Source organism: Calditrichota bacterium, from assembly GCA_020637445.1.
Lineage (GTDB): Bacteria > Electryoneota > RPQS01 > RPQS01 > RPQS01 > JABWCQ01.
This window is the reverse complement of sequence record JACJVZ010000002.1, coordinates 552,144-570,967: the sequence shown is the minus strand read 5'-3', so window position 1 is coordinate 570,967 and position 18,824 is coordinate 552,144. Positions and strand designations below refer to the sequence as shown.

Sequence of the window (18,824 nt, the reverse complement as noted above, 5' to 3'; positions counted from 1 at the left end):
TCTAAGGGGCTTCTGGTTCTATTGTTGTGTTAGCTCTATCAATTTCGTCACAGTGTTCAAGTTTCGTGCGGTCGATCCGACGCCAAGTTTCTTTTCAAGGAAGTTGTTGCTGAGTTTGCTTCTTGCCGCGCTTCCGGGAATATACAGGTAGCCGGTGTTTTTCTTGATTTCAACTTCTTCGTCTCCAAAATCCTGCGCCGCTAATTCTTTGACGGCGGCAGCACTCGGCGGAGTCTGAAAGAACATATAGAACACACGCGACGGCTCATAGCCTTTGATAAACGGATTTCCGTCGAGTGCTTTCTGCAGCTCGGCAGCAGTGCGCACAACTACGACTAAGTCAGGCCCAATGTGTTTTTTAATCAGCTCGTGAACTTTACTTTCAATTTCTTTTGCCGAAAGTTTGCTATCCACGAGCGCGTTCCCACTCGCAATATACGTGCGCACATTCTCAAACCCTGCCTTACCCAAAACCTCTCGCAGCACAGCCATCGGCACACGGTTCTTCCCCGTCGGCATCACGCCGCGCAAAAGAATAATGTAGGTATTGAAGTTCTTGGCCATGCTTAACAACAAGGACTCGTTAGCACGTCGAACAACTTGCGGAATCTCTCCACAGCTCTCGGCTCAATACAATAGCAAATCTTCGGGCCGTCAATTTCGCCGCGAATCCAGCCGGCCTCTTTGAGCTTGCGCAGATGCTGCGAAACCGTGGACGGAGCGACGGGAAGCTGTTCGACGATATCGCCGACAAAGCAACCTGGACACGAGAGCAAGAACCGGATGATCGCCGCACGGTGCGGATGGCCGAGGGCCCGAGCCAGTTTCGCAAGGTCCAGATCCTCGAGGCTCGTGTCAGGCGGATGAGTTGTAAATTCGGGGGCATTCTGCATATTCTTAATCCTATCCCAGATCGTGGCAGCACCCGGCATGTCTTCGTAAGGACGCGGGTGCTCCATTCACTGTACAATGTTCGTTGTTCGTAAAAATACGAAATGAGTTTCCAAGAGTCAAGTCAAACGACAAAAGAGGCGACTTTCGTCGCCTCTTTTGCAAGAATATTATACTTAAGTTATTGTGCAGTAACTATATAAGAAGCATGATCGGCTGGTTCGATCGTATCCAGAAAGTCCGTAGTCCCCACGGTCCCAATCAAGTTTTCTGGGATCACGGTTACGGTTCCGATGGTATCTCTGTACACATTATACATAGTTGCATTCAAGCTGGGTTGCCAATAGAGATGAAGCCCGGCATCTTCCGCGATGACAACAAGGCTGTCTGGAGCACTCGGAATCGCAACAGCTTCGGTCGCCGACAAAATGATCCGGCTGTTGTCGCCATCGACGTCGGTTTGAATCGCACCCGCGTACAGTTTGACCAATCCTGTGCCCGTGGAAGGAGCAGTCCATGTGAATTGCCCCGAATCATGATTCACAGTCGTAAAATGAACGCCGTTCGTTTCACCGGTCACATTGTACGTCGACGTATTTTGTCCGGATGCAATGACGCCTGCATTGTCCGTACCCGTTTCGCCGATTCGGCACGATGCATTGAAGTTGACCACCGTCCCGCCTGACATCTTGCGAATGGTCAGAAGATAACTCTGCCCCGGAGTATACTCCGAAGGGAAACCGACGATTTCAACAGTGTTCGCAATTGGCCCACCGTGGCAGCTACTGGCACAAGTTTGTCGCCCCGGCGCGCCAGATCTTCCAGTATACGTCCCGTGTGCCCATAGGTTTGTTGTCAGACTCAATAGAACAGCAACGAACAACATCTGCTTCATGACTACTCCTCGCTTGTCATTATTTCACTTGCAAGCATCCTTTTGCTTGCACTTTTTCATCGAAATTCGAATCCATATTCATCGGACGCCAGAAGTTGTCAATTCGCAGCATACGGACCCAGAAGCAAGCGCGACCAAATCATTCTGGTTCATTGCGCTTCGCTGCATCCATTCTACTTAAAAATATCCCACGCAAATAGCGACAAAGTCACAATGATTACTTCTTTGTTATATAATTGGCTATGTGATTAGTCATAATTTTCAGCGAATGAGAGTTCGAATGTCGCATTTAGGTAGACAAAAAGGAGGCACAATATGTGATATTGTGCCTCAGAATAGATTATTTTGAAAGCCTGTAAACTGGCGGCTAAACGTTGCGCAATTGCAACATAATCTTATCGATGTGCTGGCTGGTGCTGCCCTACATACTCAATTGAAAATCGATTTCCTTCGGGGTCTTCCCCACCACAGATCCAGATATTCGGGGCCACCATGTGCGGCTCATCCATCGGAACTCCACGCTCGCAAAGCTCGTCCCGGGCGACTTCCATGTCCGACACTCGGAAAACAAAAGACGGCGCATCCTGCCCCAACCTCCGTTTTCCTCCCGCATGCAGACACAAACTGCACGCTCCCGTTTGAAGTTCAACCCACTCCTCCTTGCGGAAATCCGTCGGTTTGGCTGGGTTCCTAATGGTGAGCCCCATCGCATCACGGTAGAACTCCACCATTTCCTGCATATTTTCAACATACAGAATAACTTCGGCAAGTCCTTTGAGACATCCCATGATCACACCTCCCGCGGCATTGATGGACGGATACATCAATATAATACGGAAGAATAATTTGAGCAAACACTTTCTGCTTGCACTCGGTTAGAATTGAGCCTAAATTTAGGAAACCATGAGCATGAAAGTGATGATGCGCCTCTTATTCCTTCTGACCCTATGCGGAGCGCTGTGGGCAAATACACTCCCTGCGCTTGATGAAGAAACTCCTCCGGCCAATCCCACCGAATTTCACAATCGTGAAGCGGTTCGTTGGCACAAATTAGACGATGTGCGCGAGCGCCGGAGTTTGGACGAAACACAAGCAGATTACGATGTAACCTATTATGAGCTGTGGCTCGATCTGCGGAATTTCAGCGGCCAACAGATCTCCGGCAGCACTAATATTCACGGACAAGCCCTGAGCGCAAGTTTTCGGGACGTCGTGCTGGATTTTTGCGACGCGATGTCCGTCGATTCCGTGCGCGGCGCGTTGGGCGAAGTATTGAGCTATTCCCGCGCAAATTACCAGATCACGGTTACACTTGAACGCGATTACGCGCTGAACGAGCCTTTCATGCTGACGATCCATTATCACGGCACACCGTGTTTGGACGGCGGCATTGAGACTTTCGATTGGTGGAACCGTCCCGTCGGATCATACAATGTGCCATCGATTGCCACGTTGTCCGAACCATTTGGTGCGCCGGGATGGTGGCCGTGCAAAGATTTGCCTGACGACAAAGCCGACAGCGCGCGCGTTCACTTGATCGTCGCCGATACGTTGACGGCCACGTCGAACGGCACGCTTGAGAGTATTTCGGCGCTGCCTGCGAATTCCCGTCAGTTCAATTGGTTCGAAAGCAACCCGATATCGACCTATTTGATCTGCGCGAGCGCGTCGAACTACGTGAGTTTTTCCGATTGGTACGTAACGCAAAGCGATGACAGCTTGCCGCTCGAGTACTACGTCTATCCCGAAAAACTTTCGCAGTCGATGACGGATTTCAGCATAATGCCTGCTGCGATTGCGGCATTGGCGGAGCGGTTCGGCGAGTATCCGTTTATGGATGAGAAGTACGGCCACACGATGTTCCGTTGGGGCGGCGCGATGGAACACCAATGCAACACGTCTTATGGCCGCGGCTTGGTGACGGGAACTCATGCCTACGATTGGATTTTGGTGCATGAGCTTGGCCATCAGTGGTGGGGCGACATGGTAACAATTGCAACGTGGCCGCACATTTGGCTGAACGAGGGTTTTGCGAGCTACTGTGAAGCGCTCTATTACGAAGAGCTGGGCGGCATGAGCGCCTACACCAACTACATGGTGAATTCGCAGCCGGTTTCCGATCCGTCTGGCCCGATTGTGAATCCCTCCGATCTTTTCAGCGGCAACACGGTTTACAACAAAGGCGCGTGGGTGCTGCACACTTTGCGCGGCGCGATCGACAACGACTCGTTGTTCTTCACGGGCATGCGCCACTATCGCGCACAGCATGAATACGGCAACGCGACGACGGAAGAATTTCTTTCCGACATGTCGGACGTCGTGGGCTATGACGTCACGCCGTTTGCGCAAGCCTATCTTTACGAAGTCAACCGACCGACCTACCGCTACTCGTATGGCAGCGGCATGGTGGATGGCGTGATGCGAACGGCCGTTCGCCTGAGACAGATTCATACGACGCCGCCCGTGCCGTTTGTGAACCGCGTCGAACTGCAGTTTGGCAGTGCTCAAACCGTGACGGAGTCCGTCGTATGTGACAGCTATCGCGACAAATACTTGTTTGACTTAGGTTATACTCCAAGTTCGCTGGCATTTGATCCGAACAGTTGGTTTTTGAAGAGCGTTTTCAATGAAGCATTGCAGCCGATTTTCTTGAATGCCGAGCTGACGGTCGGCACCGAGGGACAGACTTATGCCGACACTTTGGTTGCTATCGGCTCGGGCAGCGGATTCGTGTATAGCGTGATCGGCGGCACACTGCCAGACGGAATCACACTTGCTTCAACGGGTGAATTGTCCGGCACGCCGACGGAGTACGGCGATTTCGGGCTGACGTTCCGCGTCAACAATTCCATCAATCAGGCTGACACGACGGAACTTGTGTTGACGGTTTTGCCATCGCTCGGCACGCCTGTTGACTTGACGATCGTGGCCAACGAAGACAGCTCGGTTACTCTGAGATGGCCGAGTGTGGTTGCCGCAGCGGACTACGAAATCCAAGCTGCAACACAGGCCGACTACTCCGATCTGACTCCCATCGCGACGGTCAGCGACACTTTCTACACAGACTCCACGTCGACCGAACAAAAGTTCTACATCATCGTAGCGAATCCGTAGAGTCACTCGCACCGAATTTCAAAACGGCGGCCCAAGAGGTCGCCGTTTTCTTTTTTTAGCATCTTGAGATTCACTTGAAGAGTTATGTGATATCAAGACTTAAATTTCCTCTAAAATAGGTGCAATAAAGAATACGGCAATTTCTCTCCGATTTTTACATCTTGTAAAAACTTTAACTAAAGAATCTGACCTAAATTATCGACTGTAACAAACTCACTTGACTTTCTTGCGAATTGTATCACTTTCATAAGTATTCACTTAGCACCATATCTAATCAACATCAATTTAAGACTATAGCGAGCACGTCCGACTATTAACCCAGAGGAGTTGTGATGCCCCCACAAGTCTCCCGTTTAGTTCTGATTTTTGCCGTAATCATTATTGCGTTCGTAGCCACCCGCTGGTGGTTGCGACCGGACACTTTTGGTGAATACGGACATTACAGAGGCAAAGCCCTCCCCGCTGCCGTCGCAAAATCTCCGCACTACATCTCTAAGACAACTTGCGCGGAATGCCACGACGACGAAGCAGCCCAAAACACCGCCGGACCCCATAAGAAAATCAACTGCCAGACGTGCCACGGTCCCGGCGCAAGTCACATCGAAGATCCCTCGACCGATAACATCCGCAAACCGGAAGTTATTCCCACCTGTCTGCGCTGCCATGAAGAGCGCGCCGCCCGTCCTGCGAAATTTCCTCAAATCAATTACAAGGAGCACGCGGACGGCGAAGCTTGCAATACGTGCCATCACGTACATAATCCACTTGAAACCGAGTGAGGCAGCATCATGGATTCCAGACTTTACAAACTTTCAAAAACGACACTCGAGTCTAAAGAGGAGCTTGAGGCTGCCGCCGCCGAAATGGCAAGTTCCACGCGCCGCGATTTCCTGAAGACTCTCGGCACAGCCTGCGTCGCGATTGCGATTGCTCCGGTCGCAGAAAAACTCGCGATTGCGGACGAAGTTTCGACAAACCAAAAGGTGCCACTCGAAAAAGATTGGAGCGCGCACAAATGGGGCATGGCGATCGACGTGGAAAAATGCATCGGATGTGGTCATTGCGTCGTCGCCTGTAAAGAAGAAAATGGCGTTCCCAAGGAACCCTTCTTCTTCCGCACGTGGATCGAACGCTATCAAGAATTTGGCGATGAAACCATCGTCGATTCGCCCAACGGCGGATACGACGGATTTCCCGATCCGGAAAAACGCCCCGAACCTCTCGACAAATCGTTCTTCGTTCCCAAACTCTGCAACGCGTGTGATCATTCGCCGTGTACGCAAGTTTGTCCGGTCGGCGCGACGTTTGTCACTCCCGACGGCGCTGTATTGGTCGATGCGGACTATTGCATCGGGTGCAGATATTGTATTCAAGCGTGCCCATATGGCACACGTTTCCTAAACCCGATCACGGGCGTCGCCGACAAGTGTACGCTCTGTTATCACCGTATTCACAACGGTCAGCAACCTGCCTGCGTCGAAAATTGCCCGACCGGCGCAAGACTCTTTGGCGATCTGAAAGATCACGACGGCCCGCTCAATAAATTCTTGCGCGAACACAAAATCCAAGTTTTGAAACCGCATTTGAACACTTATCCGAAAGTGTTCTACTCAGGAATCGACAAGGAGGTGCGCTGATGGATCATTACGCTCATCTCTATGAAGCACTCACCCGCGTTGTCGGTTTCATCTATCCGAACGAAGTCGAAGCTCACTGGAGCATCTTAATCGTTCTTTATCCCTATCTGACTGGATTGGTCGCCGGCGCCTTCATTCTCGCATCACTCGAGCGCGTCTTCAACGTCCGCGCCGTGCGTCCGACCTACCGCCTCGCGCTGCTTACTGCTCTGGCATTTTTGATCATCGCTCCATTGCCGTTGCTGTCACATCTGTCCAAACCGTGGCGCTTCTGGGAAATTTTAGTAACGCCGCACCCCACGTCGGCAATGGCGATGTTCGGATTTGTGTACATGTGGTATTTGATGGTCGTGCTCTTACTCGAAATCTGGTTTGACTACCGCCGCGATTTCGTCGTCTGGTCACAACAATCAACTGGAGCCAAGCGCATCTTCTACAAGATTCTCACGCTTGGTGTCACCGATGTCTCAGAAAAGGCCATTCGCTTTGATGAGGCCGCCGTTAAGACCATCACGATGATCGGAATACCTTCGGCGTTCTTGCTGCACGGCTACGTCGGCTTCATTTTCGGATCAATCAAAGCCAATCCGTGGTGGTCGAGCGTGCTGATGCCCGTGATCTTCCTCTTCTCGGCGATCGTCTCCGGAATCGCGTTGGTGTTGCTGATCTATCTGTTGTCCAATAAGATTCGCAGAGTCGGCCAGAACATGGAGTGTCTTGACACGTTAGGAAGATACCTACTCTATATCTTCATTATCGACTTTGCACTCGAAGGCCTGGACGTGATCCAGAGAACCTACACGGCCGAAGAGTCCTTTGATATCATCTATGCGCTCGTGCACGGGCACCTCTTCGAGACACATGTAATCTTCCAATTGATTCTCGGCACATTGATTCCGATTTCGCTCTTGGGCTGGATTCAATTTGGAAAGGTTTCGGCTCCGGCGCGAGTCAGCATCTATTGGTTGGTTTCGGTATTGACGTTGATGGGAATTTTCTTTATGCGTTGGAACGTCGTGATCGGCGGACAGCTTTTCAGCAAAAGTCTGCGCGGATTTACGACCTACAAAATTGGCTTGGTTGGATGGGAGGGCGGTCTGATGGCGGTGACACAGGCGTTCCTTCCGATTCTGATACTCGCGTTCCTAATAAAATTCCTGCCGCCGTGGCAGGAGCACCAAGAAACAGACCGCGCCCACTAACACCACACGACCTGCGCGGGTCATCCGTGAACAAACACAGGAGGTTCACATGGAGCAGCCGATTTTCTCGTGGCGTAGTTATGATCGCATGTCACAACTTCTGCAATCCGTCGGGTATGTTGTGGTTGTCTTTGGCACTATCGCAGGGCTTTTCATTACGGCAATGGGCGAGTCACTGATTAGACTTGTCGGAATTTTCACCGTTGCCGCAAGCGTTTTGCTCGGACTCTATCACGTCAGCTTTTCAATGCTGATGACAGCCATGCACAACATGATTCGCCGCTTAGACGGCGAGAAGCTCGAGGAGAAGTAGCAACAAAAAGTTTCAGAAGGAGCAAAAGAAACGGCGGCCCAAAAGGTCGCCGTTTTCTTATCTCCCCCCGCGCCGCGCGGGGGGATTAAGGGGGGTCTTTCAAGCGAATTCACCATCTCAGACCACCCAACAATCATTGTAGGGGCGGATGGCAATCCGCCCGCTCCGCTCTCCCTCCATTTCTGCTCGGAGAAATGGGGGGATTAAGGGGGGCATCTGATCCCCCCTCGCTTTAGCGGGGGGGTTAGGGGGGGTTAAAAAATCTGACCAACTTGACATTCCCCTTCCCCAACCCTAAATTGTAAAACCACAACCACAGGCAACCCAATCCCGGAGGCCACAATGAGCACGCGAATTCTCTCAGCATTCAATCTTCTGAAGCGGGTAGGGTTCGCGGTTTTGTGTTTATGCACATTCGCCGTGAACAGCTATTCGCAAAATCTTGATACACTCTGGACAAGATTGTACGGAGGCGATTTCCGCGATTATCCTTCGGATGTTTGTGTTCTTTCGAACGGAGATATTGTGACGGTTGGCTTCTCGGAACTCGAACTCTTGGGAGATCGGCGTCCATATTTCGTTTGCACTCACCCGTCTGGAACATTGGCATGGGAAAACCGGATTGATTCTCTCTACAACAGCACAGCCGTGTTTGCCGGCGAATCTATGGATCACAACGTGATTACCGGAGTCGCCTTACCCTACGCGCTGGACAGCAGTGAATTCCGACTGTTTGCATTCTCTCAAACGGGCGATTTTCTGTGGAACCGAACTTATGTTGTGCATCATCTTGCAGAATTGACATGTTGCTCCATTCAGGATAACGGAGACATTTATTTGGTTGGTCGAATTGGTTCCGATAATCCCGCAGCCGATGATATTCAAGTCATAAAAGTCAATGCCAGCGGCGCAGAACTTTGGCGTGAAGAATATGATCTTCAAGGAGACTCGGATTGGCCCTATGGCGTTGCAAACACACGCGATGGTGGAATTGCCATCGTGGGCCGCTCGGTGAATAATTCGCTTGGCCCTGACGGTTTTTTTCTGAGTCTTGATGCCAACGGAAATATCGTATCAACAAGATTCTCGTCGATTACCGGTATCGATCAATACAACTCGGTTGCGTCCACTGACTCAACATTCTTAGTTGCGGCCTACCACCCCGATTTGAATGGCTTCGGAGCAAGCGCGATGCGGCTCGATGAATCCGGAAGTCAAATTTGGCGGCGCACGCTGGGAACTCCCAATGGCGATGAAGAAGGAGCAGGTATCGCAAAGCTCGCGGATGGCCGAATCGTGATGACGGGCTACACGCGCAGCTTCGGAGTGAATACACCCGACTACTCAAATCTCGCAATCTGGGTTCTTTCGTCCAGCGGTGACTCTCTCGGCATGCTCTACTACGGCGGCAACCTTGCCGAGCGCGGAATCGCCATTGACTATTCCCCCGTGCACGGCACATGCTATGTGGCAGGAAGAAATACCTCTGCTCCAACCACGCAAAATGCCGATTTCTGGCTGCTGCGTCTGGACTCGCCGTCGGATGTCTTCAATGAACCAAACATAGTCGCAAGTTCATTCCAACTCTCCACCTACCCCAACCCCTTCAACTCCACCCTAACCATCTCTCTCGAAGCCCAACCTAACCAAAACACCTCCATCTCCCTCTACGATCTATTAGGCCGCGAAGTGGACGTCATCCACGAAGGCAGATTAGCATCCAGCACAATCTCCTACACTACTCCCCCAACCCTCTCCACAGGAATCTACTTCATCCGCGCAATATCAGGAGATGCAACCGCAATCCAAAAAGTAGTTTTGTTGAAGTAACCCGCATCCTTCATCCTTCAAAAAAAGCCCGCGTAAGCGGGCTTTTTCATCAAGGTTTCAATCCTCGGTCTCGCAAAAACTTGCTGGCTTTCTCCAGCCGTTCCTGCTCCTTCCGCGACAGGCCGTCCATTCCGACCTTGTTAATCTTATCTAAAAGATCGTCCACCTCGCGGCGCACGTCTTCAATCTCTTGCTCTTCCCGCTCCTTCGCGGACTCTTCCATCTTCTTCTTCCACTCGCGCATCCGCCGTCCCGGCTCACTGTAGCGTAGCCGTCCCCACTTCAGATACACATAGCCAACGACCATACCTCCCAAGTGCGCGAGGTGCGCGACGCCGCTGCCTTGGTTGAAGCTCGCCAAAAACTCAATCGCGCCGAAGATGATGGCAAAATACTTCGCGCGCACCGGAATCACGAACCAGATGTAAATCACGTTGTTCGGGAACAACACCGCGTAAGCCAACAGCAAACCGTAGATCGCACCGGACGCGCCGACCGTCGGGATGTACGAATCCATGTTGAACAGCGCGTAACAGAGTCCGCCGCCCAACCCCGTGATCAAATAGTATTTCAGAAACTCGCGCGAACCCCACACACGTTCGAGCATCGACCCGAACATCCACAGCGCGAGCATGTTGAACAGAATATGCGAAAATCCGCCGTGCAGGAACATGTACGTGAAAATCGTCCACACATGCCCTTGAAAAAACTGCTTGGGAATCAGCGCGAAATTTTCAATAAAGAACGGATAAAGCCCGAGAATCTCCTGCGCGGCGAAAACGGTCACGTTCGCCAAGATCAAGAACTTGACGACTTCCGTCCACGCCATCTCAGGATTGATAAATCCGAGCGGAGGTACTTGTAGTAGCTTCTTGAAGCGATCTTTCACTTCTTAGAGGACCTCAAACTTCCACAGATAGTTAAAGATTTGGTTCTTGTCACCGGTTCTGATCATGATCCGGTTTTCTCCCGGAACCAGCGAGTGCTGCAAAGACCACTCCTCGTAGCGTTCGCTGTCGGCGTCGGTTTGTTCGTGACGCGGTCTGAAGTTGTCCAAAAAGACACGGCCGTTCACGGTCACCGTCACTTCGCAGCGTGAAGAAAGCGAGAGCGGATATTTGCGGTTCGAACGATAAATATAGAGTCTCAAATTGAGCGGCGTCGACGGCGGAACTTCATCCGGCAAATCGAAAGTAAATTCGATATAGTCCGCACCGGTAGGATTGCGATTGGGATCTCCCATCGCAAGTTCCCATCCGGATTTGTCGGAGCTGGGAATCTTGCTTATCTTCGGGCCGTGCGTATCGGACGCGCGCGCGCCCTTGTCACGATCATAGATACCAATTTCCCATTGAATATCCCCTTCGGTCGTGACAGTACCACCGTTAATGCACGCCGCCGAGACGTGAAATGCGCGCGCATACTTCACCGTAATCGCGGGATTCGGCTTGGCGGGAGTGACCACGACTCGCTGCGGTTCGGGAGTTAAGAAACCCTCAACCGGACCGAACGAAATTTCGTAGACTCCGAAATCATGCGCCACGACTGCAAGCCCGTTGCCGACGGAATCGCCGTCCACGAAGATGGCGCCTTGCACCGGCTCGGTCGTAATCGTCATCTCTTTGCGCGCACGCTGCTCTTCAGTAAGAGTAAAATACACCAACTGTGCACCGGCGATTCGCGACAACCTGACTACTTGCTCTTCGGGATCGCTCTTGTATCCCGGATACTCGACGCTAATGCGGTGTGTTCCAAGCGGCAACGAAACCACAGCCGGAGTCTTATACGGCACCTGCTGATCATTGATAACAATCTGCGCGCCGTTGACGGAACTGGAAATTTCGACCGATCCCGTTTCTGATTCCGTGCGAACGGATTCGGTAGACTTGGGAATTTCGCGAGCCGGAGTCGCTTCCGGGGATTTTGTCTCGGGGGTCTTATCCTCTGAAGTTTTACGCTCGGCAACCTTCGGCTCGGGGAGTCCCAACTCCTCCCTAAGTTCTTCGATAGCGTCGAGCTTGGGCTCAGGACGTTTGCGCTCCTCCGCCCCGGTCAGGACCGAGTTGTCAACCGAGCTTGGCACCCGCCGTTCGACTTCATTGGGAAGTTCGCGTTTGACCCGCTCCTCAATACTCTCGACCTTAGGAGGAACAGTAGCAGGCGGGGTGGCCGATGGAATATCGGGTTTTTGCGTAAGCGCCGAGCTATCTCCATCGAAAATAAATATTAAGGAATCTCGCGTGTCTCTGGCCACTTTGACAACTTGCACAAATGGCTGGGGCCTCTTTCCTTCCAATCTAACAGTGAAAGAGTGCTTGCCAACCGGCACTTCGCGCAAATCAGCGGGGGTGGCGCGCCCGGTTGGAGCCAAATCCATCCAGATTTCGGCACCCGGAGGCGAGCTGACAACCATGACCGCACCGGTTTGGCCGGGCCAAAATCGGTCGATGAGCAGGTAACTCCCAAGCCCAACGACCCACGCGACGAGCAACATCAAAAATATGCGCATAAGAAAGTAAATATAGGCTTATCTTAGAGAAAAGCAATTCTCAGCGCGGGAACGATTTGTTCTTCAAACCGTATCAAAGTTTGACAAACCGTGCTCGAATCGGTATATTTTGCAATTGCTTACACATCCCTGACTAACATGGAATTGGCACCGCCTCCCGCCTTGAACCGGGCACAACTTTCTTTTGACAACCTTCCCGGGTTTGGTCCGGCGTGGCAGGCGGTCGTGTGCGAAGCTCCCGCTGCTGAGTGGCTATATGCGCGTTCCCCGGCGAATCCGCAGGCTTGCGAAGCTGCGGCCCGTGAACGCCTCGCGAGTTTTCCTTTCTATCCGCAGCTTGCTGAAATTCTGACACAAGAAGGCAAGCTCTACGGAATTCCGGAAGAAACACTTGCTCGTCTGAAATTATTGGCGGCGGGCAAAGCCGTGATGGTCGTGACCGGGCAGCAAGTCGGATATTTGGGCGGCCCGCTCTTTACATTTATAAAGGCATACCATACCGTCCGTATGGCGCGCGCACTTGAAGCAACATTGAAGCTGCCGGTGCTGCCGCTGTTTTGGCTCGAAGGCGAAGATCACGATTTGGCTGAGATTCGTGCCACTCACTTTCCAAAACCGGATGGAACGGTAGGCTCAGTTGAGTTTGCTCCGGCGAACGAAATTGCCAATCAGGAAGTCGGACGTTACGAAGTTGGTGAGCAAGGGCTCGCGGGCGTACACGAATTGCTTAGCAATTGGGAAAATGTTTCCGGCGAAGCGGCGGATGCGCTCGAACATAGCTACAGCGACGCGGATCTTTCCACAGCGATGGGCAGATTGCTCGCGGCGACACTTGGCCCGCGGGGACTTTTGGTTTGCGAAGGCCGCAATGAGGGATTGAAGAAACTCGCCGCGCCGCTGTGGGAAAAAGTGATTGACGAGCGCGAAACACTGCGTAACACTTTCTTTTCACGTTCCGAAGAAGTCCGCGCGCGCGGATTCTCAGGCTCGATGAGTCCCACTCCCGACGCGCATTTCTTTTACGTCGTCGGAAAGGATTTTGTTCGTTTGCCCGTCTCTCTGGATGGAGCGGTGCGGCATCCGGATGGGCGCACGGAGCATGTCACTCCCGACGAGTTGAAAGTGAAACTTGCGAGTGGAAAATGGACTGTCAGTCCGAAAGCGGGTTTGCGTCCGCTTTTTCAAGACTTCGTCTTACCGTCAATTGCCTACGTCGGTGGACCGGGCGAAATGGAATATCACGCGCAGCTTGCTCCGCTCTACAAACTCTTTGGCGTCACGGCTCCGAGTTTGTTTCCCAGAATGAGTGTTACGATAGTCGATCAGAAGTGTGACCGGACGCGCGAAAAGCTCACTCTTTCATGGGAAGAACTTTTCACCACACATGAGCATGACTTAATCAAAAAGCTGATGCGCGGAGCCGACGAGCACGATACGACCAAACTCTTCAGCGAAATCAAGACGGAAATCGAAGCCGTCATCAACAAGCTGAGACCGACGTTGATTGATTTGGATCCGACTTTGGAAGGCGCGCTGGGCACGACAATAGGCAAAGCTCTGCATCCTCTGGAACATTTGGAAGGCAAAGCGAACAAAGCCATCAAACAGCAGCATACCGTTGAACTTGGCAGACTGAACAGGGTGCTGTTCGCGGCGCGGCCGAACGGCAAACCGATGGAGCGGGTATACGGTACGGCGTGGGCGCTTCTGACTTTTGGGGTGACGGAATTTCTGAACATGCTCGACCAAGTGCCGGCGGACGGCGCGGCACATCACATTATCATCACCGAATGAGCGAAATAAACACACAACACGTTGACGTTCTCGCAATCGGCGCACACCCGGACGACGTTGAACTTTCCTGCGCGGGTACGCTTTTGCGGCTCAAAGATCTCGGCTACAAAGTCGGCATGGTCGATATGACTCGCGGGGAACGCGGCTCGCGCGGCAGTGCAGAGGTGCGCGCAGTGGAAGCACAGGATGCACTGAAGATTTTGGGCTTTGAATTCCGCGAAGTGCTGGACTTGGGGGACTTGCAAATTCAGGATACGCACGAGCGCCGAGTCAAAGTCGTCGAGTGTATTCGCCGTCATAAACCCAAACTCGTGCTGACGCATTGGTGGAAAGATAAGCACCCCGACCACATCGGCACAAGTGCGTTGGTTAAGCACGCGATGTTTGTGGCGGGCGCGGCGAATTTTCCCGCGGACTACGATCCGCACAATCCCAAGCGGCTGCTTTATTGGCCGTCATCATGGATGATGGAGCCGAACGTGTTTGTCGATATCACCGATTACTACGAGCACAAAATCCGCTCGGCGCGCGCTCACAAGTCGCAGTTTTTCGACCCTGACAGCACGGACCCGATGACGGTTTTGTCACAACCTGCATTTTTCGAAAGATTGGAAGTTCGCGCGCGCTATTTCGGCGACATGATCGGCGTCAAGTATGCCGAAGTCTTTTACATGCGCGAACCGGTCAAAGTAAATGATCCCATGACTTTATGCCTATAGCCACCAAAGGCGAATACTGGTTCGTCAAAAAAAGCAAAGTCCACGGACGCGGACTTTTTGCGCGCAAGGATATTCCCAAAGATACCAAGGTTATCGAGTATAAGGGCACGCGGATGCCCGCCAGCGCGTTGCCAGACGTGGACGAAAGCGATCCCGACGGGCACCACACCGTAATTTTTTCGCTCGACGACGGCACATTGATAGACGCTTCGCGCAAAGGCAACGCCGCGCAATTCGCCAATCATTCGTGCGCTCCCAATTGCGACACGATCGAAGAAGACGGGCGAATCTACATTCGTTCATTGAAGAAGATCAAGAAAGGCCAAGAGATCGTCTACGATTACCACCTTTATCTTGAAGGCCCGTTCAACAAGGAATGGATCAAGGATTACGCCTGTCATTGCGGTTCCCGCAAATGCCGCAAGATCATGCTGAATCGTAAAATCCCCAAGAAGTACTTGAACCTGGTCTGAGATTCCGGCGGGGAACCGCGCTGATGCGCTTAATCCCCGCTCGGCGAGCAAACAATACTACTGCTGTCGGCCTCCGGCCGTCTCTGACTCGCATGCTCGCTTGTTGCCCCTGCCAGAGGCAGGGAGCTTGTAGTGCGAACACACCCGATTTCATATTTCTGATTTCATATTTTATACTTTTCCTCTATGCCCGATTCTCCATACTTTGAAGTCCGCGGCTCTGACATTCAGGGCAAAGGCGGTTTCGCCACGAAGAAGATCCGCAAAGGTACGCGCATCATCGAATACACGGGCGAACTCGTGCCTGAAGATGAAGGTGACCGCCGTTACGACGACTCGAAACAAAAGCGTCACCACACGTTTCTGTTTCAAATTTGCGACGGCGCGGTAGCGATCGACGCGGCCGTCGGCGGCAACGACGCGCGCTTCATCAACCATTCCTGCAACCCCAATTGCGAAGCGGTCGAAGAGCGCGGCCGCATTTTCATTGAAGCGATTCGCGGCATCCACGTCGACGAAGAACTGACTTACAACTACGGTCTGACCGGCGACGGCGAAGAGCATGATGACTGGCGCGAAAAATACCGCTGCAACTGCGGCGAACCCAATTGCTCCGGCAACATGCTGATCAAACCGAAGAAGTTGAAGAAGGTCAAGAAGAAGGCTAAGTCGGAGAAGAAGGACAAGAAGGGCAAAGCCAAGAAGAAGAAGGTGAAATCATGAGCAGGCAGTTCATGGTCTATGTGGAATGGGATGCCGAGTCGAAATCCTATATAGGCACAGTTCCCGGCATTCGCGGCGCACATTCATGTGCGGACACGCTCGAAGAGTTGCGAGCAAACATGAAAGAAGTGCTAGAACTCGTGCTCGAACAACAAGGCGAAGACCTTACGGACCATCCGGAGTTTGTCGGCCTGCAATCTATCGCCATAGCCGGATGACAAAGCTTCCGATAGTCAATGCGAATCGGATGGGCAAACTTCTTGAGTCCGCCGGTTTTGCATTCACTCATCAGAAAGGCAGTCACAAATACTACCGCCACACAGACGGCAGATGGACCTGCGTTCCTTATCACAAGGGAAAAGACCTGCCTCGCCCCTTGATTCGCACAATTCTTCAAGAGATTGACATGTCGGTTGCGGACTACGTGACCAGATTGTTGGAAACATAAAATGAGAATCGGCATCATCCTCTATCCCACCTACGGCGGCTCGGGAGTCGTCGCTACGGAATTGGGAGTCGCGCTGGCCATGCGCGGCCATGAGGTGCATTTTTTCTCGACGGCGAGACCCTTCAGGCTTCCGGCTTTTCAGGAAAATACCTATTTCCACGAAGTCCCGGTAGTCGGCTACGATCTGTTCGAAAACACGCCTTACACACTGACGCTTTCGTCGACGCTTTTTGACGCCTTCAAGATGTATAAGCTCGACGTGCTGCACGCGCACTACGCGATTCCGCACGCGACAGCGGCCTATCTTGCGCGCGAAATGAACGGGGGATTGCCGCCGGTGATCACGACGCTGCACGGCACGGACATCACGCTCGTTGGCTCGCATCCAGCTTATGCGCCGGTTGTGAAATTTACCCTCGAGCAGTCCAACGCGATCACGGCCGTTTCGGAATTTCTCGCGGAAGAAACTCGCGAGAGTCTGAATTGCCAAAAAGAAATCCGCGTCATTTACAATTTTATCGACACGGAACTTTACAAACGCGACAAATGCGTACAGCGCCGGGATTGGCTGGCAGCGCAGGACGAACCGATTGTCTTGCACATTTCGAATTTCCGACCGGTCAAACGCATACCTGATATCATCGACGCGTTCGCGAAAGTACGCCAGAATGTGAAATCGAAATTGGTTTTGGTCGGTGACGGTCCAATTCGCAGCAGCGCGGAACTTCAAGTACGCGAATTGGGTCTGCAAGGCGAAGTCAGATTCTTGGGAAAACAAACGGGCTTGATCGACCTGCTGAGTGTTGGCGACGTCTATGTTTTGCCGTCCAACAGAGAAAGTTTCGGTCTGTCAGCACTCGAAGCAATGAGCTGCGAGATGCCCGTGGTCGGCTACGATGTAGGTGGTTTACCTGAAGTTGTGACAAAGGGCAAAACGGGGTTTTTGCATCAAGTTGGCGACGTGGATGGATTGGCGGCAAGCATTTTGCAACTTGTGAAAGACGAAAACCTGCGGCGCAAGATGGGACAAGCCGGCCGCCGCAGATGCGAAGAAGTTTTTCACATCGACACGATACTGCCGCAATATGAACAACTGTACTTGGACACACTGCGTGAGACGGAGGCACAATGTCTGAACAAAGCGTGCCTTCCTTCTTCATCGTCCAAGTCCGTGATCACCTAACGCGGTTTTATCATCTGCCGCCCGAACTTCCGGCGCGCTCGGAAGACGAGGTCGAAGCGATTTTGAACAACGGCTACGACTTGAACGAGGGCCGTGGCGCGATGCAATGGGTGCTTGAGCACCGTCCCGAATATGAACACGCGCAGGCTTACAGACGGTTCTTGCTAAAGTGGGATTTGTATTTGGACGCGAAGCGGGCAATTGGCGTGCACCAATTCGATCTCGCGCTCATGAGTCTCGAGACAATTCTGGCGCTGGATGACGAAGATCCGTCGGCGCACTATCACGAAGGCGTGGTCTATCGATACATGTACCGTTTTCCAGACAGCGAAACAAGCCTTCGCCGCTGTCTGACGCTTTATCCCGACTGTGCAATTGGCCACCGCGCATTGGGTTTCACTCTGGCCTATCTCGACCGCAAAGCAGAAGCTATCGCCGAACTTGAAACCGCATTGGTCGGTATGCCCGGCGATCCCGACACGCTTCGCGCGCTTTCCGAAATCCGCGCGCACTGATTTTTCGTACTACAATCTGGCAGCACACCTTCTAATTCCGGCGGGGAACCGCGCTGATGCGCTAATCTCTCCGCACGGAAATACTGTTTTCAATTTACTATTTTCAGGAACCTTCCATGTCTATTCGTAAAGCGACCGCCGTTTGGAGCGGCACTCTGAAGGCCGGCAAAGGCAACATGACGACCGAGTCCGGCACCCTCAAGAACATTAATTATTCTTTTCACGACCGCTTTGAAGACGGTAAAGGCACGAACCCTGAAGAGCTGATTGCGGCGGCGCACGCAGGCTGTTACGCGATGGCGCTTTCGGGCGGCATTGAAAAGGCGGGCAAAGTCGCGGACAGCATCGAAGCTGTTGCGCACGTCACACTCGACATGGTCAACGGTGCGCCGACCGTCACCAAGTCGCATATCGTTTGCACGGCGAAAGTCCCCGGTATGGATGCGACGACGTTCCACGAAATCGCAGTGGAAACGAAAGGCGGCTGCCCGATTTCGCGTCTGCTGATGGGCTCCGCCGAAATCACGTTGGATGCCAAACTCGCTTGAGAATGATTCGTTAGTCTTGCTCGAAGGACG

Annotated in this window: 21 protein-coding genes; 15 read left to right on the top strand and 6 right to left on the bottom strand. The window is 52.5% G+C overall.

Features of this window, described 5'->3' with window-relative positions; all coding sequences use genetic code 11:
* Positions 1-18 precede the first annotated feature (18 nt).
* The 4 genes from H6507_10270 to H6507_10255 form a co-directional block, all read right to left on the bottom strand.
* Entirely contained in the window at positions 19-564 is a 546-nt protein-coding gene (locus H6507_10270) for a DUF1697 domain-containing protein (GenBank protein ID MCB9369482.1), read from the bottom strand.
* Between the two features lie 2 nt (positions 565-566).
* Positions 567-893, bottom strand: a complete 327-nt coding sequence (locus tag H6507_10265; protein MCB9369481.1) for a winged helix-turn-helix transcriptional regulator — start codon at positions 891-893, stop codon at positions 567-569.
* 179 nt (positions 894-1,072) lie between these two features.
* The gene (locus H6507_10260; protein MCB9369480.1) at positions 1,073-1,786 is read right to left on the bottom strand and encodes a hypothetical protein; all 714 of its coding nucleotides are present in this window, start codon (positions 1,784-1,786) and stop codon (positions 1,073-1,075) included.
* Positions 1,787-2,181: 395 nt separating this feature from the next.
* Positions 2,182-2,574 carry a hypothetical protein gene (locus tag H6507_10255; GenBank protein MCB9369479.1) on the bottom strand — a complete coding sequence of 131 codons (393 nt, stop codon included), beginning with the start codon at positions 2,572-2,574 and terminating at the stop codon, positions 2,182-2,184.
* A gap of 130 nt (positions 2,575-2,704) precedes the next feature.
* On the opposite strand from H6507_10255, the gene H6507_10250 reads away from it, so the two are divergent.
* From H6507_10250 to H6507_10225, 6 genes are all read left to right on the top strand, one after another.
* The gene (locus H6507_10250) at positions 2,705-4,900 is read left to right on the top strand and encodes a M1 family metallopeptidase (protein MCB9369478.1); all 2,196 of its coding nucleotides are present in this window, start codon (positions 2,705-2,707) and stop codon (positions 4,898-4,900) included.
* 332 nt (positions 4,901-5,232) lie between these two features.
* Entirely contained in the window at positions 5,233-5,679 is a 447-nt protein-coding gene (locus tag H6507_10245; GenBank protein ID MCB9369477.1) for a hypothetical protein, read from the top strand.
* An 84-nt stretch (positions 5,680-5,763) separates the two neighbouring features.
* Complete coding sequence (locus tag H6507_10240; protein ID MCB9369476.1) at positions 5,764-6,537, top strand: 4Fe-4S dicluster domain-containing protein; 774 nt, start codon at positions 5,764-5,766, stop codon at positions 6,535-6,537.
* Positions 6,537-7,739, top strand: a complete 1,203-nt coding sequence (gene nrfD, locus H6507_10235) for a polysulfide reductase NrfD (protein MCB9369475.1) — start codon at positions 6,537-6,539, stop codon at positions 7,737-7,739. Before H6507_10240 ends, nrfD begins: the two co-directional genes overlap by 1 nt.
* Positions 7,740-7,788: 49 nt before the next feature.
* A complete protein-coding gene (locus H6507_10230) occupies positions 7,789-8,052 on the top strand; it encodes a hypothetical protein (protein MCB9369474.1) in 264 nt (87 codons plus the stop codon).
* Positions 8,053-8,394: 342 nt separating this feature from the next.
* Positions 8,395-9,882: a T9SS type A sorting domain-containing protein gene (locus H6507_10225; protein MCB9369473.1), complete on the top strand. Its 1,488-nt coding sequence runs from the start codon at positions 8,395-8,397 to the stop codon at positions 9,880-9,882.
* Between the two features lie 49 nt (positions 9,883-9,931).
* Here the strand turns inward: H6507_10225 and H6507_10220 are convergent, their stop codons facing one another.
* Together H6507_10220 and H6507_10215 are read right to left on the bottom strand one after the other, a co-directional pair.
* Positions 9,932-10,771, bottom strand: coding sequence for a rhomboid family intramembrane serine protease (locus tag H6507_10220; protein MCB9369472.1), 840 nt, complete (start codon positions 10,769-10,771; stop codon positions 9,932-9,934).
* A gap of 3 nt (positions 10,772-10,774) precedes the next feature.
* Positions 10,775-12,391 (bottom strand): PEGA domain-containing protein, encoded by a 1,617-nt coding sequence (locus tag H6507_10215; GenBank protein ID MCB9369471.1) that lies wholly within the window; start codon positions 12,389-12,391, stop codon positions 10,775-10,777.
* Between the two features lie 90 nt (positions 12,392-12,481).
* Between H6507_10215 and bshC the strand changes: the two genes are divergently transcribed.
* From bshC to H6507_10170, 9 genes are all read left to right on the top strand, one after another.
* Complete coding sequence (gene bshC / locus H6507_10210) at positions 12,482-14,185, top strand: bacillithiol biosynthesis cysteine-adding enzyme BshC (GenBank protein ID MCB9369470.1); 1,704 nt, start codon at positions 12,482-12,484, stop codon at positions 14,183-14,185.
* A complete protein-coding gene (gene bshB1 / locus H6507_10205) occupies positions 14,182-14,904 on the top strand; it encodes a bacillithiol biosynthesis deacetylase BshB1 (GenBank protein ID MCB9369469.1) in 723 nt (240 codons plus the stop codon). The genes bshC and bshB1 overlap by 4 nt, the downstream gene beginning before the upstream one ends.
* Complete coding sequence (locus H6507_10200; protein ID MCB9369468.1) at positions 14,895-15,377, top strand: SET domain-containing protein-lysine N-methyltransferase; 483 nt, start codon at positions 14,895-14,897, stop codon at positions 15,375-15,377. The genes bshB1 and H6507_10200 overlap by 10 nt, the downstream gene beginning before the upstream one ends.
* Before the next feature lie 186 nt (positions 15,378-15,563).
* Positions 15,564-16,100, top strand: coding sequence for an SET domain-containing protein-lysine N-methyltransferase (locus H6507_10195; protein MCB9369467.1), 537 nt, complete (start codon positions 15,564-15,566; stop codon positions 16,098-16,100).
* Positions 16,097-16,318, top strand: coding sequence for a type II toxin-antitoxin system HicB family antitoxin (locus tag H6507_10190; GenBank protein ID MCB9369466.1), 222 nt, complete (start codon positions 16,097-16,099; stop codon positions 16,316-16,318). Before H6507_10195 ends, H6507_10190 begins: the two co-directional genes overlap by 4 nt.
* A gap of 29 nt (positions 16,319-16,347) precedes the next feature.
* Positions 16,348-16,548 carry a type II toxin-antitoxin system HicA family toxin gene (locus H6507_10185; GenBank protein ID MCB9369465.1) on the top strand — a complete coding sequence of 67 codons (201 nt, stop codon included), beginning with the start codon at positions 16,348-16,350 and terminating at the stop codon, positions 16,546-16,548.
* 1 nt (position 16,549) lies between these two features.
* Positions 16,550-17,731 carry an N-acetyl-alpha-D-glucosaminyl L-malate synthase BshA gene (bshA, locus tag H6507_10180; GenBank protein MCB9369464.1) on the top strand — a complete coding sequence of 394 codons (1,182 nt, stop codon included), beginning with the start codon at positions 16,550-16,552 and terminating at the stop codon, positions 17,729-17,731.
* Positions 17,677-18,246 carry a hypothetical protein gene (locus H6507_10175; protein ID MCB9369463.1) on the top strand — a complete coding sequence of 190 codons (570 nt, stop codon included), beginning with the start codon at positions 17,677-17,679 and terminating at the stop codon, positions 18,244-18,246. The genes bshA and H6507_10175 overlap by 55 nt, the downstream gene beginning before the upstream one ends.
* Before the next feature lie 116 nt (positions 18,247-18,362).
* Positions 18,363-18,794 carry an OsmC family protein gene (locus H6507_10170; GenBank protein ID MCB9369462.1) on the top strand — a complete coding sequence of 144 codons (432 nt, stop codon included), beginning with the start codon at positions 18,363-18,365 and terminating at the stop codon, positions 18,792-18,794.
* The last annotated feature ends 30 nt before the right edge of the window (positions 18,795-18,824 follow it).